The sequence below is a fragment of the Kamptonema formosum PCC 10802 genome, assembly GCF_000332335.1.
Taxonomy (GTDB): Bacteria; Cyanobacteriota; Cyanobacteriia; order Cyanobacteriales; family Oscillatoriaceae; genus Oscillatoria.
This window is the reverse complement of record NZ_KB235948.1, coordinates 3803461-3826738: the sequence shown is the minus strand read 5'-3', so window position 1 is coordinate 3826738 and position 23278 is coordinate 3803461. Positions and strand designations below refer to the sequence as shown.

General features: G+C 51.3%; 20 protein-coding genes. 11 read left to right on the top strand and 9 right to left on the bottom strand.

From position 1 onward, the window contains the following. Positions 1 to 901 precede the first annotated feature (901 nt). Positions 902 to 1672 (bottom strand): pentapeptide repeat-containing protein, encoded by a 771-nt coding sequence (locus tag OSC10802_RS0116500; protein ID WP_232731694.1) that lies wholly within the window; start codon positions 1670 to 1672, stop codon positions 902 to 904. A gap of 87 nt (positions 1673 to 1759) precedes the next feature. Next, positions 1760 to 2368, bottom strand: coding sequence for a tetratricopeptide repeat protein (locus tag OSC10802_RS0116495; protein WP_017717878.1), 609 nt, complete (start codon positions 2366 to 2368; stop codon positions 1760 to 1762). Between the two features lie 366 nt (positions 2369 to 2734). Between OSC10802_RS0116495 and OSC10802_RS50080 the strand changes: the two genes are divergently transcribed. Continuing rightward, positions 2735 to 2875, top strand: coding sequence for a hypothetical protein (locus OSC10802_RS50080; protein WP_155967922.1), 141 nt, complete (start codon positions 2735 to 2737; stop codon positions 2873 to 2875). On the opposite strand, the gene OSC10802_RS40490 is transcribed toward OSC10802_RS50080, so the two are convergent. The 4 genes from OSC10802_RS40490 to OSC10802_RS0116465 all read right to left on the bottom strand — a co-directional run bounded on the left by OSC10802_RS40490 (position 2872) and on the right by OSC10802_RS0116465 (position 7244). After that, the gene (locus OSC10802_RS40490) at positions 2872 to 4464 is read right to left on the bottom strand and encodes a 2-isopropylmalate synthase (protein WP_044170145.1); all 1593 of its coding nucleotides are present in this window, start codon (positions 4462 to 4464) and stop codon (positions 2872 to 2874) included. The genes OSC10802_RS50080 and OSC10802_RS40490 overlap by 4 nt on opposite strands. Before the next feature lie 80 nt (positions 4465 to 4544). Then, the gene (locus OSC10802_RS0116480; RefSeq protein ID WP_026098547.1) at positions 4545 to 5063 is read right to left on the bottom strand and encodes a LabA-like NYN domain-containing protein; all 519 of its coding nucleotides are present in this window, start codon (positions 5061 to 5063) and stop codon (positions 4545 to 4547) included. A 681-nt stretch (positions 5064 to 5744) separates the two neighbouring features. After that, positions 5745 to 6392: a response regulator transcription factor gene (locus tag OSC10802_RS0116470; protein ID WP_017717872.1), complete on the bottom strand. Its 648-nt coding sequence runs from the start codon at positions 6390 to 6392 to the stop codon at positions 5745 to 5747. Positions 6393 to 6764: 372 nt separating this feature from the next. After that, a complete protein-coding gene (locus OSC10802_RS0116465) occupies positions 6765 to 7244 on the bottom strand; it encodes a (2Fe-2S) ferredoxin domain-containing protein (protein ID WP_017717871.1) in 480 nt (159 codons plus the stop codon). A 477-nt stretch (positions 7245 to 7721) separates the two neighbouring features. On the opposite strand from OSC10802_RS0116465, the gene groES reads away from it, so the two are divergent. From groES to OSC10802_RS44460, 4 genes are all read left to right on the top strand, one after another. Then, complete coding sequence (gene groES, locus OSC10802_RS0116460; protein ID WP_017717870.1) at positions 7722 to 8033, top strand: co-chaperone GroES; 312 nt, start codon at positions 7722 to 7724, stop codon at positions 8031 to 8033. A gap of 124 nt (positions 8034 to 8157) precedes the next feature. Beyond that, on the top strand, positions 8158 to 9798 hold the full coding sequence (groL, locus tag OSC10802_RS0116455) for a chaperonin GroEL (RefSeq protein WP_017717869.1): 1641 nt from the start codon (positions 8158 to 8160) through the stop codon (positions 9796 to 9798). A 100-nt stretch (positions 9799 to 9898) separates the two neighbouring features. Then, the gene (locus OSC10802_RS53030) at positions 9899 to 10129 is read left to right on the top strand and encodes a hypothetical protein (protein WP_198525135.1); all 231 of its coding nucleotides are present in this window, start codon (positions 9899 to 9901) and stop codon (positions 10127 to 10129) included. Between the two features lie 122 nt (positions 10130 to 10251). Then, entirely contained in the window at positions 10252 to 11388 is a 1137-nt protein-coding gene (locus OSC10802_RS44460; protein WP_017717868.1) for a LamG domain-containing protein, read from the top strand. 126 nt (positions 11389 to 11514) lie between these two features. Here the strand turns inward: OSC10802_RS44460 and OSC10802_RS0116445 are convergent, their stop codons facing one another. Together OSC10802_RS0116445 and OSC10802_RS40480 are read right to left on the bottom strand one after the other, a co-directional pair. Beyond that, positions 11515 to 12636 (bottom strand): hypothetical protein, encoded by a 1122-nt coding sequence (locus OSC10802_RS0116445; RefSeq protein WP_017717867.1) that lies wholly within the window; start codon positions 12634 to 12636, stop codon positions 11515 to 11517. A gap of 199 nt (positions 12637 to 12835) precedes the next feature. Beyond that, positions 12836 to 13177: an EamA family transporter gene (locus tag OSC10802_RS40480; protein WP_017717866.1), complete on the bottom strand. Its 342-nt coding sequence runs from the start codon at positions 13175 to 13177 to the stop codon at positions 12836 to 12838. A 497-nt stretch (positions 13178 to 13674) separates the two neighbouring features. Between OSC10802_RS40480 and OSC10802_RS40475 the strand changes: the two genes are divergently transcribed. From OSC10802_RS40475 to OSC10802_RS40455, 6 genes are all read left to right on the top strand, one after another. Then, the gene (locus OSC10802_RS40475; protein ID WP_017717864.1) at positions 13675 to 16266 is read left to right on the top strand and encodes a beta strand repeat-containing protein; all 2592 of its coding nucleotides are present in this window, start codon (positions 13675 to 13677) and stop codon (positions 16264 to 16266) included. Positions 16267 to 16579: 313 nt separating this feature from the next. Beyond that, a complete protein-coding gene (locus OSC10802_RS40470) occupies positions 16580 to 17287 on the top strand; it encodes a pentapeptide repeat-containing protein (protein WP_017717863.1) in 708 nt (235 codons plus the stop codon). 197 nt (positions 17288 to 17484) lie between these two features. Further along, positions 17485 to 17970, top strand: a complete 486-nt coding sequence (locus OSC10802_RS0116425; RefSeq protein ID WP_017717862.1) for a pentapeptide repeat-containing protein — start codon at positions 17485 to 17487, stop codon at positions 17968 to 17970. A gap of 130 nt (positions 17971 to 18100) precedes the next feature. Then, positions 18101 to 18730: a pentapeptide repeat-containing protein gene (locus OSC10802_RS40465; RefSeq protein ID WP_017717861.1), complete on the top strand. Its 630-nt coding sequence runs from the start codon at positions 18101 to 18103 to the stop codon at positions 18728 to 18730. Between the two features lie 87 nt (positions 18731 to 18817). Next, on the top strand, positions 18818 to 19339 hold the full coding sequence (locus tag OSC10802_RS40460; RefSeq protein ID WP_017717860.1) for a pentapeptide repeat-containing protein: 522 nt from the start codon (positions 18818 to 18820) through the stop codon (positions 19337 to 19339). Positions 19340 to 19527: 188 nt separating this feature from the next. Then, positions 19528 to 20235 carry a pentapeptide repeat-containing protein gene (locus OSC10802_RS40455; protein ID WP_017717859.1) on the top strand — a complete coding sequence of 236 codons (708 nt, stop codon included), beginning with the start codon at positions 19528 to 19530 and terminating at the stop codon, positions 20233 to 20235. Between the two features lie 202 nt (positions 20236 to 20437). Here the strand turns inward: OSC10802_RS40455 and OSC10802_RS44450 are convergent, their stop codons facing one another. Beyond that, positions 20438 to 23104 carry a DNA/RNA non-specific endonuclease gene (locus OSC10802_RS44450; protein WP_232731693.1) on the bottom strand — a complete coding sequence of 889 codons (2667 nt, stop codon included), beginning with the start codon at positions 23102 to 23104 and terminating at the stop codon, positions 20438 to 20440. Positions 23105 to 23278: the final 174 nt, after the last annotated feature.

Here is a 23278-nt window from a genome sequence, read left to right as displayed (position 1 = left end):
TGATGCATGCCTTAACCCCCCCCCACCCAGAAAGTTCGGATCGCGATTAACCGGATTTTGTCTAATTTTGTAACGCGCAAGCCATACCTATTATAGGTTATAGCTATCTTATCTATACAAAATCCGGTTGATTTGTATGGAAGCCTGGGAGTGGGCACCACTCAAAAGGGGGCTGACACCTTACACTGTTAATATGCCCGAGTCAGAGTGCCGGTGGCAAGATATGCCAGATCCTGACAATTGAACAACTCCCCAAACCTCTCACCGGCAACTCCCCGCCTTCCCCTGATGCATGCCTTAACCCCGCCACCCCAGAAAGTTCGGATCGCGATTAACCGGATTTTATCTAATTCTCAATCTGGAGATTTACAGCCAGTAAGGTTTACAGGCTTTATTCTTATACAAAATCCGTTTAATTAATCTGGATTGACTCCCCGAGGCGGGGCGTCAGGAAGCTCATCTTTCTCCTCCCCTCCGGCGGGCTGGTTGAAACTAATTAAACAGAAAACGTCTAATTTATAAAGCTGAAACCTATTTTTTGCCTGAATCACAGAAACTGCTATTACACGAATTCCGGTTAATCACTTTCGATGCGCTTTCGGACGGGCGCGGGCCCACTCTCCCGAGAGAGCCAGACAGGTAATGCAAGAACTAATTAAACAAAAAACCTCTAATTTACCAGGCTATAATATACTATAATCTGGTTGCACAAAAATTACTCATATAAAAAATACGGTTAATTACTATAATAATTTATGATCTGGCCCGCTGTTTGAAGTGGGGCTTTAGCCCAAAAATTTGCAGTAAAGCTGTAGCCCCTGCCTGAAAAGAGGAACTCTTCGTAAAGATTCCCCCAAACTGACAGAAGAGAGTTAACAGCGCGGTTCGCCAAAACCGGCTGTTAAAACATGAACTGGAGCAGCAAGCTGCCGAGGACATTGAGCAAATTGCCGCCGCCCCCACCGCCGCCTTTGGCTCTTTCCTGATTGACTTCAATTTCCTTAATCAAAGTCTGTGAGGCTTGGTAGCCATTCTGATTGCCCTGAGCTAAAAACAGCTCTCCCGCTCGCTGGGCGTCGAGCGTGCCTGCCGAGTAGTCGCCCATTTCGGCGCGCGCTGCCGCTCTCCCCAGGTAAGCGCCGGCAAATTTGGGGTCAATCTCCAGCGCTTGGTCGAAATACTCAATAGCGCCGGTGTAGTTTTTCCGCTTCCCCTCTTCCATCGCCCACGAGTAGAGGTTTTCCCGCTTGCCGGTGTACTCGCCCAGCCCTACCGCACCCTTGACGAAGGCACCGGCCAGGTTGACACCGGCCAAGTCAGCACCCGTCAGGTTGGCATCTCTCAAGTCAGCACCGGCCAAATTCGCACCCCGGAGGTTAGCGCCAGCCAAGCTGGCAGCAAACAGACTAGCACCCCTCAAATCAGCCCCACTCAAATCCGCCGCCGTCAGTTCAGTGCGGCTGAGATTGGCTCGAATCAAATTAGCGCCACTGAGGTTGGCACCCGCCAGATTGCTCAGAACCAGACCCGCACCGCTGAGGTCGCACTTAACACACTGTTTGGTAGCCAGTAGCTGCCTGGTATGCTCCAAATTTTCCGCATGAGCTGCATTTGCGAGCAGGGTAGACACACTCAGCAGTGCTGCAGTAGCTATAGTTTTTGTTTCTATCACAGCGCCCTCACTTCGAAATGATAAACCCACCAGACAGACGGACCCCTGCTGCCCGATGGCTTTTGCCCTGAACTCTATTTTAAACCCTTACCGGTTGCCAGCCGGCTGTTCCAGTTCGCTAATGCCTTTCATCGCATCTTCATAGTCCTGGATTTTCCCTTGCTCCTTGTACAAATCTGCGGCTTTCCTAAAATCTGCTATAGCACTCTGCAAGTCTTTCAGCGCCGAGTGGGCCAGCGCTCGGTTGTAGTAAGCGTTAGCATTGTTAGGGTCGCTTTGCACCGCTCGGTCGTAATCCTCAATAGCTTTTTCATAGTCTTGCAGTTCAGCGTAGACGGTGCCTCGGTTATTGTAGGCATAGGTGCTGTCAACACCTGCGGGCGTCAGGCGGATCGCCTCAGTATAATCCTGCAGTGCTCCCTGATTGTCTTCTAGCAGATCCCGAGCCAGCCCTCGAAAGTAGTAAGCGTCGGGCATATTAGGCTGAAGCTGCAGCACTTGCGTAAAGTCCTCTATCGCCCCCTTATAGTCTGCTTTGTCAATTTTGTCCATTCCTTTACTGAACAAATCCTCAGCGCTCATTTGCTGGGCGACGAGCGCTTGGGGCGTCCCGGCGCACAGAGCGGGCAATTGCGCCGCGACACCGAGGGCGGTGGCGATTCCCAAGATAGCGATAGTCCTGTGAGTGGAGTTCATGCTTTTCTCTTAAACGCAGCAATCAAACAGTTTTATCTTTCAATCCAAGAACAGGGAACAAGGAAAAAAAAGACGGGCGGGTTTCCCGCTGTCGCCATCGTTTCAGAGGGCAGTTAAGCGGGGTCCAGAAACCGGGTTTGTTTAAGAAACTCGGTTTCTTGATATTCCGTTTATTTTTGCCGGCCTGCTTATAAACTTCATCCGCGTAGACCCCCTTCTTGACGTTTTTACCCGCCCATTTGTGGCCGGTTGCGCTTGCAATAAAAAGGGCGCAAGGAATGCGCCCGCAGGACTGTCAGCCAGTCTCAGGTTTTACAGCCTGCTAAACCGGCCAAAATTCCCATCAGCACCAACCCGGTTTCTGTGGTGTGGGAAATGCAGCTGTTCGGCTTCTTCACCAAAAACGGCACTAACCGCTGCCAGCAACTTGACAGACCCTGTCTCAACGCTGAGCGGTTCTCCGCCATCTGGCAGGTGCCGACTGAGGACGTGACGGGGGCGTTCTAGATAGCGCCTGCCGTGATGGCAGCCGGCTGATCTGCTGCGTAAAGCCGATTGAGGGCGTTGAGGTAGGCGTGAGCTGAGGCCACAATGATGTCGGTATTGGCCGCGTGTCCGGAGAAGACGCGCTCTCCGTGGCGCAGGCGGATGGTCACTTCCCCGAGGGCGTCAATCCCAGCGGTCACCGACTGAACCGAAAACTCAATCAGTTCGTTGGGCACGTTGACGACTCGGTTAATGGCCTTGTAGACGGCATCCACTGGCCCGGTGCCGGTGGCGGCGTCTGTGAGTTCAACGCCAGCCGGTGTGCGCAGGGTAACGGTTGCCGTGGGGCGGGAGTGGTCACCGCAGGACACCTGCACCAGTTCCAGGCGGAACAGTTCGGGCGGCTGCTGGATCTCATCATTGACAATCGATTCCAGATCCCAGTCAGTTATCTCCTTTTTCTTGTCCGCGAAGCTCTTGAACTTGAGAAAAGCGTTGTTCAGCTCGGTTTCTGAGAGTTCAAAGCCCAGTTCCTTGAGGCGAGTCTGGAAGGCGTGGCGTCCCGAGAGTTTGCCGAGGACGATTTGATTGTCGGTCAGCCCGATAGACTGGGCGTCCATGATTTCATAAGTCAGCTTGTTCTTGAGGACGCCATCTTGGTGAATCCCCGACTCGTGGGCGAAGGCATTAGCCCCCACGATAGCTTTATTCGGCTGCACCAGCATGCCGGTGAGGTTAGACACCAAGCGAGAGGTTTTGTAGATTTGCCGCGTGTCAATACTGGTCAGTGGCTCTTCGGACTCTGCGGGGCGTCCCAGGAAGGGATTGAAATACTGCCGGCGGACGTGCAGCGCCATCACCAGCTCTTCGAGGGCGGCGTTGCCGGCGCGTTCGCCAATGCCGTTGATCGTGCATTCCAGCTGCCTGGCTCCATTTTTCACGGCTTCCAGGAAGTTGGCCACCGCTAGGCCGAGGTCGTTGTGGCCGTGAACGGAGATAATAGCCCGGTCGATGTTGGGGACGTTTTCTTTAATGCCCCGGATCAGGGCACCGAATTCTGCCGGGGTGGTGTAGCCAACGGTGTCGGGGATGTTGACGGTTGTGGCACCGGCTGCGATGGCCCGCTCTAGCACTTGGTAGAGGAACTCTGGATCGCTGCGACCGGCATCTTCGGGGGAGAACTCCACATCGTCTACAAACGACCGGGCGTAGGCGACCATTTCTCCGGCTATGGCCAGAACTTCCGCTCTGGTTTTCTTGAGTTTGTGCTGCAAGTGGATGTCGGAAGTGGCGATAAAGGTGTGAATCCGGGCGTTAGCTGCCGGTTTGAGGGCAATGGCTGCGGCTTCAATATCCGGCTTGGTAGCTCGAGCCAGACCGCAGATTGTCGGTCCTCCGTCGCTTCCCACAGCTTGAGCAATTTTTTGCACGGCCTCAAAATCCCCCGGACTGGCGTATGGGAAGCCAGCTTCGATGACATCCACCCCCAGTCTTGCCAGCTGGCGGGCGATGGTCAGCTTTTCATCGACATTCAGGGTTGCCCCCGGAGACTGCTCCCCATCCCGAAGCGTCGTATCAAATATAATTATCCGGTCCTGTTTTGTCTTCATTTCAAACCCCCTTTCGCTACCTGTCAGCTGGCCCACTCTGTTTGTCTGAAGTCGTGCTGGCGAATCACATGCATGAGACGCTAGTAGTCTATTTTCTCAATGTACTGGCGGATGTCATTCAGGTCGATGTACCTATCTGTGGCGTTTCGCAGCTCTCTGGCGATCATTCCTTCCGTTGACACTACGGTGATGTGGGTGTTTTTGGAGCGCAGCAGCTCTATAGCGCGCTCAAAATCTCCATCCCCGCTGAACAGAACCACCCGGTCGTACTGGTCCACCGTGTTAAACATATCAACGACAATTTCTATGTCTAAGTTGGCTTTTTGGGAGTACCGCCCCGAACTGTCGTCGTAATATTCTTTGAGGATTTTCGTGCGCACCGTGTATCCCAGGCTGATCAGTGCGTCTCGGAACCCCCGCTGGTCTTGAGGATCTTTGAGGCCGGTGTACCAGAAAGCGTTGATCAGCATTATATCTTTATCTCTGGTAAAATATTCCAGCACTCGTCTCGGATCGAAAAACCAGCCGTTTTTTTGCTGGGCGTAGAACATATTGTTACCGTCCACAAAGATTGACAGACGGTTCATTAAATTACCCATAGAAACTTAGGTCTAAAATTTGTAGAAAAACTTTTAGGGTAGCCTTCTATCTTAGCAATTTTTTCCTTAAATAAATACTTCCCCCTCCTTTATCTTTTTTGGAAGTTGCTGGATAAAGCTATTTTACACCTCTGGGCCCGCGCCTGCTGCGGGCCCAGCGCCCCTATTTGCCAGCTTCCATCCCTGTGCCACTGCTTTCCGGGCCCGATGCCCGGTCGGGTCTTTTGTAAAGGTTGAGCTGAGAGAGCGTCCGCTTGCCCAACACCCCCCATACCCAGGGTAATGTAACACCGGCAGTTAATTAAACTTAACAGATCGCAATTCTCCTAATCTATATGCTTATCTTAATTAAAATAGCACCAATTCTGCCGTATTGCTCTGCCCCCGCCTGATTGAACGCAGCAGAGGCTAGGTGAGGCCCTGCCGTCAGGAGAGCAACGCAGCCCCACCTCTCAACTATACCGCGTTCTTGACGTCCCTGATTTGACTTTTTTGTCGGGAAAGCTTGTGGTGCCGCTTCAGGGGGGGGATGCGCCCGCCCCCCAAGTGCGCCGCCCTCCCGAAACGTCCTGCTGTTTGACATCACAGGAATTGCCGAAAGCGCAAAGACCTGTGGGAATTGGCCCAGTTTGGGGCCCTAAAGGTTGTGGCACCGGTTGCTGACTTGCTTGGGTCCTGCCCTCAGGCCATGTTGCTTTCGATCGCCCAGCGGGCTAGCTCTGTGCGGTTGTGCAGGCTGGTTTTGCCCAGCATATTTGACACGTGGCTTTCTATGGTCCGCTGGCTGACATTCATAATCTCTGCCACTTCCCGATTCGCCAGCCCTCGCGCCACCAACTGGACTACTTTGAGCTCTGTCGGCGTTAGCTCCACGTTAAAAGGCACCTGGATCTTGCGCCCGCTGTCGGCGGTCTTCTTCTGGCTCTCGCTCAGGCGGGATGCCTGTTTGAGGGAGGCTTCTACCTGAGCGACCAGTTCTTCTGGCTCAAACGGCTTGACCATATATACGTCAGCCCCCGTGTTCAAGCCTTTAACCCGGTCTGAACTCTGACCCTTGGCAGAAAGGAACAAAACTGGAATGGAGTTTGTTTTTGGGTTTTCCCTGACATGCTTGACGAAGGCATAGCCGTCCATTTCAGGCATCATCACGTCGCAGATAATCATGTCCGGGGCTTTCTGTTCTAGGATATCCAACGCTTCCCGGCCATTTTCTGCCGTGATCACTTCGTACCCGCGAAACTCCAGGTAATCCTTTACCAGCAAGATTAAGTTTGGGTCATCATCTATAAGCAGAAGTCGTTTTTGCTCGCGTACACTGGTTTCCTTCATGCTGTGCCACTCGCCATTCCTGGATAAGTGAATTCCCCGAACCGTATTCTTTCAAAGGCTCTCGCATGTTGGAGCCCTGCTGCTGAAGTTGCTGTTTCCCATGCGGCAAAGTAAAGCCACATTCCTTTTCAGGATTTTAGGGCAGATAAACTTGAGAGCAACAGTAGAGATCCGGTACTTTTCGGGTTAACTATATGCTAATATATCCCATTCAGGATTATTTGACTAGAGCCTGCCGGCTGGCTCAGAGGGGGAGAGGGGGAGGGGAGCTTTTCTTCGTTGAACGCTGGCAGCCCGCAGCCCGCAGCCCAAACCCGCGCTCACGTCTGTCGCAAGCCTCAAGGAGCCGCTGCTTGAGAATTTTAACCTGCTTCATTGGGAACCGGCAGCACTGTCGGGCCGGTCGCCGGCTGCGGGCTCGCTGGGGGCGGGTGCGGGCAAGGGATGGACTAAAAAAGCGTACTCTCCCACAAGACGGTTGCCGATCAGATGTTCTTGGACAATGCGCTCGATGACTTCCGGGGTGGCGCTGCGATACCAGACGCCATCTGGGTAAACGACTAGGATTGGCCCAGAACCGCAGACGCGCAGGCAGTTGGCCTTGGTGCGAAAGATGCAGCTGGGGCGGGCTTGAGTGGGCCGGTCGAGCTGCAATTCTTTCAAGCGCTTCTTTAAGTATTCCCACGATTCCAAGCCTGCTTCCTTGGAGCAGCACAGGGGCTTGCTCTGATCGGCGCAGATAAAGACGTGTCGCTGAATTTGAGGCAGCCCCAGACTTTGGACGCAAGCCACGAGGGCGCTGTCAGAGGCACCCTCACAGAATTCGGGCGGCTGAGAGCTAGACGTTGCCATTGTAAGCTAGACCGAGCTTTGTACAGGTAGGTGTTTCAATCCCGTTTCCAAAGATTCGCTGGCCAAAAATCCTCTCCTCCTGCCCCCTGCTGAAATCATTGTCGCATTCATTTGGGCTTCTTTGCACAACCGGGATGCTCCCGGTTACATGACTCTTTTGTCAGGAACAAGCGGGCTCGGGGGCCCCGGACTGGCATCAGTAGAAATACTTAGGGGTTTAGGCGGGGATTTAGTTCGGGAACCCGTACTGGCAAGTCAGTTGCGCTCGCAGGTCGCCCTCCGCTAAATTAGCACTCAGGAGTTGAGAGTGCTAACTCAAAACTCAGGCTCAGGCCAACCGGCAGCCACAAAGCAATGGGCGGTGGCGCTGAGCCTGCACAACTCAGGGCACCGGCTCTACCGGCGTAGAGCCGGCCACCCGAGAAGGTGCCGAAGTCAACCACTATCTACCTAACCTGGAGTTCTGGAGAATTTTGTATGGCAGCTGTATCTCTGAGCGTTTCCACCGTTAAACCTCTCGGCGAGCGCGTATTCGTCAAGGTGAGCGCCTCTGAAGAAAAAACCGCTGGCGGCATTCTTCTGCCGGACACCGCCAAGGAAAAGCCCCAAGTCGGGGAAGTCGTGCAAGTCGGTCCTGGCAAGCGCAATGACGACGGCACTCGCCAAGAGATGGAAGTCAAAATCGGCGACAAAGTCCTGTACTCCAAGTACGCCGGCACCGACATCAAACTGGGCAGCGAAGAATACGTCCTGCTCTCGGAAAAGGATATCCTCGCCATCGTTAGCTAGTGGCTAAGGGTTAATTGCCTCCCCGGGCTGCGCCTGAGGGACAAGGCAGTGAAAAATTAGCAATTCGCAATTAACAGCTAAGACATCTCACCAGTAATCCTCTTATTGACTGAACTCAACACCTATGGCTAAGCGCATCATTTACAACGAAAACGCTCGTCGCGCCCTGGAAAGGGGTATGGACATCCTGGCGGAAGCAGTGGCCGTCACCCTGGGCCCCAAAGGCCGCAACGTGGTTCTGGAAAAGAAGTTTGGTGCGCCCCAAATTGTAAATGATGGCGTCACCATCGCCAAAGAAATTGAACTCGAAGACCACGTAGAGAACACCGGCGTGTCCCTGATCCGCCAAGCGGCTTCCAAAACCAATGACGCTGCCGGTGACGGCACTACGACGGCGACAGTTCTGGCCCACGCAATGGTTAAGGAAGGTCTGCGCAATGTGGCTGCCGGTGCTAATGCAATTTCCCTCAAGCGGGGGATTGACAAAGCGACTCACTTCCTGGTAGACAGAATCGCCGAACACGCCCGCTCGGTGGAAGAGTCCAAGGCTATCGCTCAAGTGGGCACCATTTCTTCGGGGAACGATGAAGAAGTGGGCAAGATGATCGCCGAAGCGATGGACAAGGTGGGCAAGGAAGGCGTGATCTCCCTCGAAGAAGGGAAGTCCATGACCACCGAACTGGAAATCACCGAAGGGATGCGCTTTGACAAGGGCTACATCTCTCCGTACTTCGCGACGGACATGGAGCGGATGGAAGCCATTATGGATGAGCCGTTCCTCCTGCTCACCGACAAGAAGATCGCCCTGGTGCAAGATTTGGTGCCGGTGCTGGAGCAAGTGGCTCGCGCGGGTCGCCCCCTGGTGATTATTGCGGAAGATATTGAGAAAGAAGCGCTGGCCACCCTGGTGGTCAACAAGCTGCGCGGCGTGCTGAATGTGACTGCTGTCAAGGCTCCTGGCTTTGGCGACCGCCGCAAGGCCATGCTGGAAGACATCGCGGTGCTCACCGGCGGCCAGCTGATCACCGAAGATGCCGGTTTGAAGCTGGAAAACACCAAGCTGGAAATGCTGGGTCGGGCTCGCCGCGTTACCATCACTAAGGAAAATACCACCATTGTTGCCGAAGGCAACGAAAAGGCGGTTAAGGCTCGCTGCGAGCAAATCCGCCGCCAGATGGATGAAACCGATTCTTCCTACGACAAGGAAAAACTGCAAGAGCGTCTGGCTAAGCTGGCCGGCGGTGTGGCGGTGATTAAGGTGGGCGCTGCGACGGAAACCGAAATGAAGGACCGCAAGCTGCGCCTGGAAGATGCTATCAACGCGACTAAGGCGGCGGTGGAAGAAGGGATTGTTCCCGGCGGCGGGACGACTCTGGCTCACTTGTCTCCCCAGCTAGATGAGTGGGCGAATGCCAACCTGAAGGGCGAAGAGCTGACCGGCGCGATGATTGTGGTTCGCGCTCTGGCGGCTCCTCTGAAGCGGATTGCTGAAAATGCCGGTCAGAATGGCGCGGTGATTGCTGAGCGGGTGAAGGAGAAGCCCTTCGATGTCGGCTACGACGCAGCCAGCAACGAGTTTGTCGATATGTTTGAAGCCGGTATTGTTGACCCCGCTAAGGTGACTCGTTCGGCTCTGCAAAATGCCGCTTCGATTGCCGGCATGGTGCTGACGACTGAGTGCATCGTGGTTGACAAGCCGGAACCTAAGGAAGGCGCTCCGGCTGGCGCGGGTGCCGGTATGGGCGGCGGCGACTTCGACTACTAATCGGCTGTCTGGCGGTGCGGGCTTTCTGGCTCGCCCCGCCGGCGCAGGCCGGTGCCACAATAGTGTGGGGGGCGGGTGCTTGCACTCGCCCCCTACATTTATGGCTATTTGCAGTTCAATCGAGTCTAGAGATCGCACCCCCTCAACTCCTCTGACAAAGAGGGGTTGGGGGGGTGGCTGCTGTGGCACTTTGCCGTTTAATGGAGTCAGGGCGGCTTTCCCCTCTAGCCCCTTGCCGGTGCGGGGGGCGGTTGGGGGGGGTGCCGCTGCTGAGTCGAAAGCTGCTATAAAGGGTATGGGCTGTAGCGTTTTACTGCCACCGGCGCTCTAATCGTTAGATTTACTCACAGGCTGCTGGACAAATTGCACCGGTCCGGTAAACTTTCTGCGTTCAGCAGAGGATAATTATCAGTTTTCCCTCAACTTCCTCAACGGCAAAAGGAGAACAGAATTATGGCATTCACCGGCCAATTTGAGGTGCCCGCCTACTCGGCCACAGGGGCAGAATTTACCAATACCCTAACCTCGGAAATCACTTGTACATTTTCTCCATCCGGAATCTGGACGCCCGACAAAAGTAATGCCTACCTGCAATGTACCGCTGAAGGGTTTCCCAGTTTTAAACCTGAGGTTAGAAATGCTCTAACTCCCTATTTAGGGCAGATTAAGCCGCTGATGAGGTATCCCGATAAGACTCCTTATGCTTTAGTGGCGGTGAGCGAGAGAATGGGTACTGTTACTGAAGTCGGCAGACCAGTAACTTTTGTTCTCAAGCCCGGTGATACCTTACGCTTCATGATGAATGATGCGCCGCAGAACTATATCAATAATGCCGGGGCGATCGGGGTTGAGTGGTCAGCTGTCATGGGACTTCCCAAAGTCATGCAGTTTGACGGGGATGAAGATTATATATTCATCCCGGTAATGGGGCCCAACTACTCGGAGGGCTTCACTTTAGAAGCGTGGGTTTGGTTTAATAGCTTCAAAATGTATTCGAGAATTCTCGAATTTAGCAGCGGGTTGAGCCGGAATTACACTCAAAATGGTATTGTTCTCTGTTCGGGTGCCAGAGGGAGTGGGGACAAGAGCAATCTAGTCCTTTCTATATACAACCCTGACCAAAACATCAATCAAGTCGCCTTTTCAGTTTTAGAACCAAAGAAGTGGACGCACATCGCAGCAACGGTGGATGCTTCTGGAGATGGGAGATTTTACAAAAACGGTGTGTCGGTTGCCTGTCAGTTCTTTAGAAGCGGTCAGCGGATGCCGGTGCCTAGGGGACTGGCTCCTGTCAGTGCTAAGCGTACAGTGAATACTATTGGTGGGAGTTTAACTCGGTGGGACAATAGGAACTTTGACGGGAAGATGGCGGAAGTTCGGATTTGGAACAAAGCCCGCACCCAAAAAGAGATTCAGGCTGATATGTCCAGACGGCTGAGTGGATGGGAGGCGAATCTGGTGGCGTATTGGCCTTTGGATGAGGTGGTGTCGGAAGGGTCAACGTTTAAGGTTCTAGACCTCACCAAAAACTTCCCCGGAACGGTGACTAGCGCTAGGTTAGTTGAAGACAGTACCTTTCCGGTTCGCTGAGGGGGTGGGAACTTTCTTGATGTTCCAGAAACCAGGTTTCTTAAAGAAACCTGGTTTCGTTCCGTTGGGACTGGCGTGGAGTGCCCTTGGCCGGTTAACCTAAAGGGCATAAATATGGCCCTACATTTATTTGCCGGCTTTCAAAAGTGCCGAGACTTCTTGCAGCAGCTGACTTTCTTCTTGTTTAATTTCCTCCAGTCTGGTAAAAATCTTGGAGAGTCGTTCCTGACTGTTCAAACTGAGAGATTTCACGCCTGACATGTCCCAATTATAATTGTCCCGCTCAACCGGCTTAACTGAAAACCTTTTATTGGCAGCCACTTTTCCCCCATCCCTCACCGATTTCGATCCGAAACTGAGAGCGCCACGCACTAATTTACCAGGGCTTTTCAGGATGAACAGCCAAGCTTCTTCAAACAAACTACTGAACGCCTGAAAGAATCCGACTATAATAAAACTTGCTACCAGAATAATTGCCAAACTTAAAATTGGGTGACTGATTCCCCATAAAACCAAGGTGTGAGAGTCAGTCCAGTCTTTGAGAGAGAAACTGATAGCTGATCGCACAGTCTCTGAAAAGGAATGATTCAGATCCTCTGCTTGTTGAATGGTGTCTTCTAAAGATGTCTTAGCTTTTTCGGTAACTTCAGAAACGGTAACAGCAGCTTGATTCGTGACTTGATTGACGGTTGTGACGGCATAATTTGTGGTTTGAGAGATGGTATCTTTTGCTTTCTCGGCGGTTTCGGCAAGGGCTCCCACGACTTTGAAAGTTGTTTCTCTGACGCTAGTAACGGCTTGACCGGCGGCTGAGGAGAGAGAATTCTTGGCTTGTTCCGCAGTCTCCGCTACTGTCTCGACAGTTTGACTCGTGACTTGACTGACGGCGCTGCCGGCAGAATTTGTGGTTTGAGAGATGGCGTCTTTTGCTTTCTCGGCGGTTTTGGCAACGGCTCCCACGGCTTGGGAAGTCGTTTCGCTAACGCTAGTAATGGCTTGACTGGCGGCTGAGGAGAGAGAGCTCTTAGCTTTTTCCGCAGTCTCCGCCAGTGTCTCTAGAGCTTGACTCGTGACTTGACTGGCGGTACTGCCGGCAGAACTTGCGGTTTCAGATATGGCGTCAAAAGCTTTGTCTGCCGTTTCAGACAGCGAAGTCTTGGCGCTTTCTGTTACTTGTGTAACAGAATTAGCTGCCTTTACAGCTGTTTCAGTCAAAAAATCCTTGGCGTTCAGAAAGCTTTGAGACATTCCATCAGGTAGAGATATTTGCATAGTTAAGGGTATAGGCGCAATTTCCTGTGCCAGTCAGAATCATATCACCTTTGTGCGCGGCGGGGGCAAGCCCCCGAGGCCCCCGCCGCTCTACTGAGTCTTTGCTGTCACCTGCAAGGGCGGGGTTGCGGGTGCCGGGCTCTCCAGTCAGAGAGCCGGCTCCCTTCGCCCCCGATTACTTGTTGGCGCACAGCACTATGGCGGCGACAGCCAATCCCATCCCGACCGCCTGTCGCAGACTGATGGGTTCTTTGAGGATAAAAAACGCCAGCACAATAGTGACTGCGGGGTACAGCGCTGTTATGGTTCCGACAATGGAGACGGGACCAGAGCTGACCGCGATTAGGAAAAACAGTGTGGCGACCATTGCCGAGATGCCGGTGCAGAGCGCGTAGAAGGTTCCCTGGCTGTCCACCTGCACCTGGAAGCCGGTTTTGACTAGCACGGCGAAAGCCACCACCAGACCTCCGATTTCATAGAGCAGAGCGCTTTTGGGGTCAATGAAGTTGGTGGCCAATTTGGCGAATATTCTTCACAGACCGTATATCAATCCGGATATGAGCGTGCATATTAGCCAAGTTTCTGCTTTTATCATTAAGTGCGCTTTTTCAACAACTTCTTCCCCACGGGAGCATCTTACTTTTGCGGCGGGAGCGGTTTTTCCTGCCGCACACAACCCAAAACCCGCCTGCGCGGGAGACAAAAGTCCGCGCAGGCGGACGCAAGGCAAGTGTGGCCGCGAATTCTCTCTGTCCGGCTTTTTTTACTGAAATGCGCCCTTTCCCAGAGTACCAGAAAGCGAGACGAACTGCTAGGTGGCGGGGCCCTCTTTGATCAAATGTACCCTTTTCTGCTAAAATCAACAAGAAGTTGGGGGCCTTCAGAGCGGAACGCAGCCTGCGCTCTCTATATGGGAAGATTGACAGGAATTGAGATGCCACCGGCTCCTGCCCTTTGGAATGCCTTTGCAAGGATGGCGGAATGACACTTTTAAAGTTGTAATTTTTACTTTCTATGAAACAGGGCGCTCACCGATTCTGGATTGCCGGCAGTGCTGTCTTGTGGGGTCTGGCCACAGGCAGACCGGCACCGGCACAAATTGTCCAAATTGTCCCGGACGCTACCCTGCCGGTCCCTTCTGCTGTGACGCCAAACGGCAACACCCTTACGATCGCCGGCGGTACAAGTGCCGGCACTAACCTGTTCCACAGCTTTAAGGAATTTTCTGTCCCCACCGGCACGACGGCCCACTTCAACAATTCCCCCGCTATTCAAAACATTTTCACGCGAGTGACGGGGGGCTCTATCTCCAACATTGATGGCGCAATTCGAGCCAACGGCAGTGCTAATTTATTCTTGCTCAATCCCAGCGGAATCATTTTTGGCCCGAACGCTTCTCTGAACATTGGCGGGTCATTTCTCGCCAGCACGGCAAATCACATCAAATTTGCCGGTGGGGCGGAGTTTAGCGCCACCCATCCCCAAACCCCGCCACTGCTAACTGTGAGTGTGCCGGTTGGCTTGCAATTGGGGCCAAATCCAGGAGCGATTCGCGTCCGAGGTGCCGGTCACAGTCTGAGCCATCCCGATCCAATATTCGGAGAAACTGTGGGGGTGGGGAGTGGCTCAACGGGGTTGGGCGTGCGAAACGGAAAAACTCTCGCTTTGGTGGGGGGATATATTTTCCTGGACGGCGGCATTCTCACAGCAGAGGGAGGGCGGATTGAGTTGGGCAGTGTTGGCGAGGGTGATGTCAGTTTTACAGGGGAGGGGCTGACTTTGGGCTATGAAGGCGCGCTTTCTTTCCGGGATATTCAGCTTTCTCAAAGGGCGCTAGCACGGGCAAGCGGGGGAATCGCACAGGAAAATGTTTCTATTCCTGGCGGTTCTGTACAGGTGTGGGGGAGAGCCGTTTCGGTACGGGATGGCTCAGTGATTTTAATTCAAAACTCTGGCAGCAAACCGTCGGGGGATTTAACGGTTAGGGCTTCGGAAGAACTGGAAGTGAGTGGAACTGCTCCGGATTTAAGCATTCGCAGCACCTTATCTACTGAAACTTTAGCCGAGGGAAAGGGAGGGAATATTAGGGTTGACACGCAGCGGTTGACTGTCCGGGATGGGGGAGAGATATCTACTAAAACCTTCAGTGCTGCGCCTGCCGGCAATATAACTGTGAGCGCCTCTGACGCGCAAGTGACTGGCTTCTCACCGGCTAACCCCAACTTTTTTAGCTTTATCCGAGCTGTAACTTTCGGTTCGGGAGATGCGGGAGATGTCACAGTGTCAGCTCGGCGGCTGACGGCCAAAGATGGAGCACTTGTGGTATCTGCAACCTTTGGCACCGGCTCGGGAGGAGATTTGAGTGTGAGTGCTACTGATTCTATAGAACTGGCTGGAGTGGCAAGAAGTGTTTTAGCACCAAGCGGTTTGGCAGCTTCAACGCTGGGGGAGGGAAATGCCGGCAGTTTGACAGTCAGCACGTCAAGGCTGGTACTTCGGGATGGGGGGAGAATCAGTTCTTCTGCTTTCGCTGCTGGGGATGCCGGCAGTATTACCATCAGCGCTTCTGACTCTGTAGAGCTGAGTGGTAGAGTGCCAGGTTCTCGACATCCCACTCAGATTCTCTCGGCTGCTATTATTCAAGATGAAAGCTTACAGGAGCTTTACAACTTGCCAGACGCTCCTTCTGGAGCGTCTGGAGATGTGACGGTTAGCACTCCCCGGTTAAGTGTCACTTCCGGCGCTCAAATCACGGTGAGAAATGAGGGGTCAGGGAATGGGGGTTCCGCTACAATCAATGCGGGAGCTATTTTTCTAGACAATTCAGGTCTGATCACGGCAGCAACCGCACTGGGGGGAGGAGGGAATGTTGTATTGAACTCCCAGCACTTACAGATGCGCAACAACTCTCAGATATCTGCAACTGCCGGCGGCACCGGCAATGGCGGCAATCTTACGATTAGCACAGACACTCTGGCTGCTTTAGAAAATAGCGCTATCGCCGCCAATTCTGTTCAAGCTCAGGGGGGAAATATTCACATCCGCACGCAAGGTATATTTCGATCTTTGGACAGTGAGATTACCGCTACTGGAGGAACGCCCCAGTTAAATGGTAGGGTGGAAATCAACACGCCAAATCTTAACCCGAGCGCCGGGTTCGTCACTTTGCTGGCTAATGTGGTGGATGTGGCGGCTTTGATTGGCTCCGATACCTGTGCGGCGAGCCGGCGCAATCGCTTTGTCTTCACCGGCAGAGGTGGTTTGCCCCCACGTCCTGACGAAATGCTTGCCGGTGATAGGGTTCTCGTGGATTGGGGCACTTTGGAGGGGCAGCCGGAGGGCGCGGGGCAAAACAATCAATCCCCAATCCAAAATCCAAAATCCAAAATCCAAAATCCTCATGGGGCATTGGGCGCTGGGCACCGGCAGCCATCGAATCAATTCCCAATGCCCGATGGGCAATTCCCAGCGTCCAATTCTCTTGTAGAAGCGCAGGGGTGGGTAATTGGTTCTAATGGCAAGGTGACTCTAACTGCGGAAGCGCCCGCGGGCACGCCCCACAGTCCTTGGACAGAGCCGGCGGGCTGCTCTGTGCTGCGGAAATAGCGGTTTGCGGCATTATGGCATTGGGCGTGGGGCATGGGGCATCATCGCATTGGGCTTAATGCGCCGATCTGCCGGTGGGGAGAGTAACTTTGCTCGGGTTGTGCTGAGAGTTATTAACTTGGGAGGGTCAACTTTAGCCTTATCAACTTGAGAGGTGCCGGTCGCATCCAGTGCCACTCTAAGCGCTCTCTCATCCGGGACTTTTTCTGTTTAATAGTTGGGTTTTTGTTTTCCCTTATTCAGCCCCAACTTCTGACAATTTAGAAAAAGACGTGCTAGAATAGGCAAGAGATATTCCCTGAGGAGAAAAAACATGGAAAGAATGGCAGTAGGAGAGTTAATTGACCGGTACGCAGCCGGCGAGCGGGATTTTACGGGAGTCAATTTGCGCAATGCCAATTTGGAGGGAGTCTACTTAAAATACGCTATTTTGAAAGGAGCCAATCTTGATGGAGCCAGATTGGATGGGTCTGATCTGCGTATGACTTCGTTAGATGGAGCCCAACTAGGTGGGGTCAGTTTAAACGATGCTAATCTTGAAAAAGCGAGTTTGAAAGGGGCCCAACTTAGTGGGAATTTCCAGAGAACGAATTTTGCCGGTGCTAACTTATGTGGGGCTTACTTGGGGGGGCGAAATTTTCTAGAAACTAACTTCTACCAAGCCTACTTGAATGGGGCTTATTTTGAAGTCCATTGGCAAAAAGTAAATCTGGAACTGGCCCAATTAAAGGGGGCTTGTTTCTATGCGTGTTTTTTAGAAGATACAAAATTTGTTTGTGCCAATCTAAAGGGAGCCGTTCTCCAAGAAACTAGCTTGCATCGTGTCGATTTCAGTCACGCCGCTCTCAAAGGGAGCGAAATGACTGTAGAAATGATAAATGTTAACCTGACCGGTGCGGACTTGACAGGAGCGGAACTTTTTGGTAGCAAGGCTCTAAGCGATACGCTCGCTCAGTTAAAGCGTGATGGCGTTATCTTTTTTGACACAATTTTACCAGAAGGTATAACTTATACGAGTTAGTAAAAAGGACTCTATGGCGGTAGGAGTTGCTCGGAAAGGTATTAGATGCCTGCCGGCATGGTGGGGAGTTGGGGGTTGACTGTTCAGCCGGTTGGGGTTGCAATCGCGTCGTGAGGAACAGCCGCGCTAGTTACCCAGGCGCTCGGAGAGGCGATTGCGCTATTATTGAAGGTGTAAGCGAATTCGAGAGGAGAATTATGGACGGCGAGGAATTGCGAAACCGGCACGCGGCGGGGGAGAGGAATTTTGCCGGCGTCAATCTCAGGGGCGCTAACATCAGTGGCTCTGATCCTTGGAATGACAATTATAGGGGAGCGGACTTGAGCGGTATCAATTTAAGTGGAGCCGACCTGAGTAATTCCAACTTGGCCGGTGCCGATCTCACCGATGCCGATTTGAGTAATGCTAATCTGATTCGTGCTAACCTGACTCTGTGCAACCTGACTCGCACTAACTTGAGTGGAGCCAACTTGACTAAGGCTTGCCTGAGCGCTACCGAACTGGTGGATACCAATCTGAGTGGTGCTGACCTGCTTAGTGCTGAAATCAGCCAGACTCGATTGGGGAAAACCAATCTTACTGGTGCCAAGAATATAAGTACCGTCAATTTTGAAGGGACTATAGTCCACAATCTTACTTTGGAAGACGGAACTGTGATTGAATTTTGTGACCACGATTGGTGACGGTTGCTGGTTAAGCCTCAGTCTACGGCGCTCGTCCGGTTGGAAAGGGAACAGCCGCGCTAGTTACCCAGGCACTCAGAGAGGGGATTGCGCTATTATTGAAGGTGTGAGCAGATTAGAGAGTCAGGTTATGGACAGAGAAGAGTTGCTCAGACGGTACGCAGCAGGGGAGAGGAATTTTGCCGGTGTCGTTTTGAGAAAGATTAACTTGAGAGGGGTCTACTTGAGCAATATCAACTTGAGAGGTGCCCAGCTGGCCGATGCCACTCTAAGCGAAGCCGATCTGTCTGGTGCGGACTTGAGCGAGGCTAACATGTTCGATGCGGAGCTTGATGGAGCCTTGTTGAGTGGAGCCAATTTGAGCCGAGCTAACTTGGATTGCACCAATTTCCAGAATGCCGACCTGAGTAAAGCCAACTTGCGTAAAGCTACCATATGTGATGCCGATCTGACTGGAGCTGACCTGAGTGAAGCTGACCTGAGTGAAGCGCACCTGACAGATACCGGAATGTGTGACGTCAATTTGACAGGGGCTTCTTTGAAAAAGACTAATTTCGGCGAACCTTGGATGCAAGGAGCAAATCTTACTGGAGTCAATCTCAAGGAAGCAATTATTGATTTGTATGAGACTGATATTAGCCGACTTGAAGGGGCAATTTTCTGCAACACAACCATGCCAGATGGCAGTATCAGGAATGAGGGGTGCGAAGAAAATTATCCCCGTCAAAATAAGCGAGGAATAGCAAGTTTTTTCGACTAGCAAAGCCGCGCCACCAAAAGTCTGCTTAGGAAGAATTACTCCCGACTGAAGGTGCTATAGTTAGTAGATATATTTAGGATTCAAGTCATGGATGCTGAAGAATTACTTAAACGATACGCAGCAGGGGAGAGGAATTTTGCAGGGATTGACCTGCGTGCTACTCAAGGTTCAGAGCATGTGTTGCCTTATCTCAAAAGGGCTAACTTGAAAGGAATTAACCTGAGAGGAGCTGACCTATATTCAGCTTACCTGTCTGGTGCAAATCTCAGCGGAGCTGACCTGACTGGTGCTAATCTGCTCCAAGCTCATTTGAGTGGAGCCAACCTGAGAAAGGCTATTCTGGCCGGTACTAACCTAAGAGGAGCAACACTTGAAGTAGCTGACCTGACCTTGGCCGATCTGGAAAGCGCCAACTTGACTCGTACTATTCTGAGAGGTGCCAACTTGTTTCAGACTAAGTTGACTTGGGCTATCTTGAGCGAGACTAATTTAGGCAGTGCCAATAATTGGAACAGGGTTCATATAGAGCGCACCTTTTTCTGGAAAACCATACTGCCTGACGGGAGTGTAGAAATTGGCCCCAGATACAAGAGCTATTGGGATAAGTGAGAAAAGTAAGTCTCAGAAATCTCAGAACAGCTAGAAGCGTTTGTTTCAACAGCCTAATCTGGGGGTGTCTATATAGCAGATGGGGTTGTGCTGAACCGGGTCGATCTTACTAAGGGCCAAAGTAGAGGTTGACTCCAGCCAAATTGGCTGCTACAATAGACAGGAAACCTTCGCTCTCGGAGAAAAACATGGAAAGAATGGCAGTAGGAGAGTTAATTGACCGGTACGCAGCCGGCGAGCGCGATTTTACGGGAGTCAATTTGCGCAATGCTAATTTGGAGGGAGTCTACTTGAGAGACGCAAAATTGAAAGGAGCCAATCTTGATGGAGCCAGATTGGATGGGTCTGACCTGCGTATGGCCTCGTTAGATGGAGCCCAACTAGGTGGGATCAGTTTAAACGATGCTAATCTTGAAAAAGCGAGTTTGAAAGGAGCCGTGCTTGGGGGAAGCTTCCAGAGAACGAATTTTGCCGGTGCTAACTTATGTGGGGCTTACTTGGGGGGGCGAAATTTTCTAGAAACTAACTTCTACCAAGCCAAATTGAATGGGGCTTATTTTGAAGTCCATTGGCAAAAAGTAAATCTGCAACTTGCCCAATTAAAGGGGGCTTGCCTGTATGAGTGTTTCTTAGAAGATACAAACTTTATTTCTGCCAATTTAAATGGGGCAGATCTAACAGCAACCAGATTGCACCGTATCGATTTCAGTCATGCCGCTCTCAAGGCGAGCGAAATTAGTGGAGAAATGATAAACGTTAACTTGAGCCATGCAGACTTGACAGGGGCAGAACTTTTTGGCCTCAAGAATATAAACGATATGATCGATCAGTTAAAGCGCGATGGCGTTATCTTTTTTGACACAGTTTTACCAGAAGGTACAACTTATACGAGTTAGTTTAACATTCAGTAAAAATCACTTAAAATTTCAAAATCAAAATCTCGTATTGCGGGTTTCAAACAGGGTCAAACGCATCTAACTTTCATTTTCATATTTAGTGCCAAAAGTAGCCTTATGTGAAAGCGAGCTTGTCAGTAACGAACAGCCGAGTTATGCTTTCAAAAGCCGTCTCTCTTGACAAGATGCGTTTGTCCTGTCCTCAAACCTTATTGAGGTTAGTGAAAAGGTTTAAATTCGTTAGGCGGTTAATATCCTCAGTTAAAACAGTCCAATTTCGCCAATTGTTCCACTCGTTTAAATTCGTGAAATCAGGACGATGCCGATCGGGAGGCAATAAATTATTTAGCGGATGAGGAAATGGAAAACTGCCAGAATTAAGTACCGATTCTGGTGCTGAAATGTTAGGTGTAATTACAGAAATAACTGTATTTTTCTTAATGTTTTCAGGACTAATTGGATCTTCAAAAAGCACTTTTTCTGGAGTGAGTTGATTAACTGTACCAATGTCTTCCAAAGCCAAACGCGGTAAATCTAAGGCTAAGATATTTTTCCACGTAAAACTTGGGACGTTAATGTTTTGACTACTAAGTGAACTCGGAATTAAAGGGTGAGTAGAAGTTCCATAGCCTCCTGCGGTAATAAAAAGTTCTTTTCCTTTTTCGGCGGCCAAAATTTGACTAAAATTTTCCAAATTTTCCCACGAACTGTCAAGTGTATTATTGCCAGTAGCTTGGGGAATAGCATTCGTTGTAAGGAAGGTTGAAAACATATCTTTTTCAGCTCGATTGCGATGCATTGAGGCAGTCATATGGCCTGTATCCATATAGTTCACCCCACGGTAATCTTGACCTACCGCTAACGGTTCAAAAGAAGCCGGAAGAGTTCTGTCTGGATTCCACGTTCCCTTTCTTGGCACGTTTCCCAACCAAGAAGGGTTAAGTTGCCAACTAACCCAATTGGGATTTTTACTGCTGTTATTGTAAGACACAGCGTACTGCGGCTTCTCTATTAGATAGTTATTTAACTGTCCTGCATCTGGTCTGGCTTCCTGTTCGTTGTAAGTTGGCAGACCGAACTTGAGGTGTTCGCTCTTAAAGAAGACATCATCTAAGAAAACCGTACCCCCAGTCACTTCAAACTTAAGTGTGGCGACTTTACCGCGCAAGTTCCTCAGGACTTCACTCTCACTGTCGTCAATAAGGAACGTTTCAAACCCTTCGCTTCCGAACCCAATCCTGAACCGATCTTCGAGGTAAGAATTTGAATTTGTATTTATCCCATCGTTATTGACAGCCTCACTAAGAGTTACAGTGCCAATCGTTTGATACTTCGTGTCATTCTCTCCTTTTATAGAAACTCGAACCTGTCCGCCAGTAAGTTGGGGGACGTGAAGGTTGAATCGCAAGGCCCCCCATTCGGGGACAACAAAACGATTGTGGGTGACGCTCTGATTGTTTTCTAGCCTCAAAGCATAGTTTCTCTCATAGATTCCCAATTGTTCCAGATAATTACTCTCTACTATTTTGTTGTCCGGCCTTCTTATGGGGCGAACTTTAGTTAGCCCATTAATTTTTGACCATTCAACTAAATAGCTTTGAGATAAAGTATCACTGTTTCCATTATAAAAAGACCAGCCCGGAATGCTCTGACTTGAGCGGAGAGTGCTAATCGCATCAAAATTCCCATTAAAGAGAGTCGGAACTGCAAAGTCGCCCCGCATCCTAGCTTCAGCGGTATTGTCCTCACTTACTGAAGTGCGAACCCCAAGAAGCGGATCTCGGCGCTTGTCCTTACCGCCCCCTAAAACTGAGTGGAACCAACCCGTTCCAATCCCCTCCCAAGGAGCATTTTGAGAGCCGTGGATAAAGGGATATCCCCTGTAATCGGGCGTGTACCAAATCTTGTCACTGTTGGGAGTCCGGTCAGCCGGCTCCAAATCCCCAAGCCGGCGGTAGATATACTCTCCATCCTTTGCCGGAAGTTGACTTCCGCTGAGGTTAGCCGTTCCCGCATACCAAGCTAGAGCCTGCCTGTGGTTGCCACCTTTTTTGTCATCCACTTCAGTAAACCCAGCCCAGTTCCCCAGAGATACATTCAAATCCGCTCCCTCAATCTCCCGACCATTAAATGTGAAAGTTTTCGGTTCAGTTGCCGGAATTACATCCTGGTAGTAATTGTCCGCAAAAGTAACATTTTCCCAAACCTTCACCTGCGGGTCGCGAACGCTTTGAGACCACAAAGACTCCTGCAAGAAGTCGTGGGGGTCAACTGTCGTCATCTGGATATCGGGAAAAGCATTAGAGTAATCCTTTTTCGGAAAGAACGTACCCAAGCGCTGAACAATCTCACTGTTAATCACAGCGCCCTGGCCGAAGCCAATAAAGTGTAGCGGTGATTGAAATAGAGAGCCCATAGTGCGAATCAAATCACCTTCATTATTATACAGCTTCAGCCCTGAGCCGCTCCCCTCTCCCACACTACCTCCTAAGGACTGATCCAGCTGCACCAGTGAGGCAAAAAAGGCATCCGCCGCCGCCTCAGCAAACCCAGAATTTAAAGCGGTTTCTGCAGGGGACTGCTCCCATCCCGGAATCAGCACTAGGGGTTTGCCGAGTTTAGGGCTCCCACTTCCTTTCACAGGATTCCACTTGCCGGTTTCGGAATTATAGCTGACAATCGAACCGCCGTCTGAGACAATATGCTTGGCCATTGCCTCGAATTGCTGGTCAATCTTGTATCCTGAGATAGGTTCAAACCCGCGAGTCAACACAGTCACGCTACTGAACGTATTGCTCCCAGCAGCCGGTTGAGGAAGCAAAGTTTTAAACTTATCCGTGACAATTTTTCTGTCTCCTTGAGCCGTCATAGCTTCCACAGCCCAGTGGTAAGTCTGACCGGCAGTCAATATCCGCTCATCAGGAAGCGTAAACTCATCAAAGTCCCCACTGGTACTGCCCTCATTCCAAGTCCACGCACCATTCTTCCACTTAGCCGTGAGGACGCGGTTGGGATTGTAATCCCGTTCCGGTGTCACATTCCC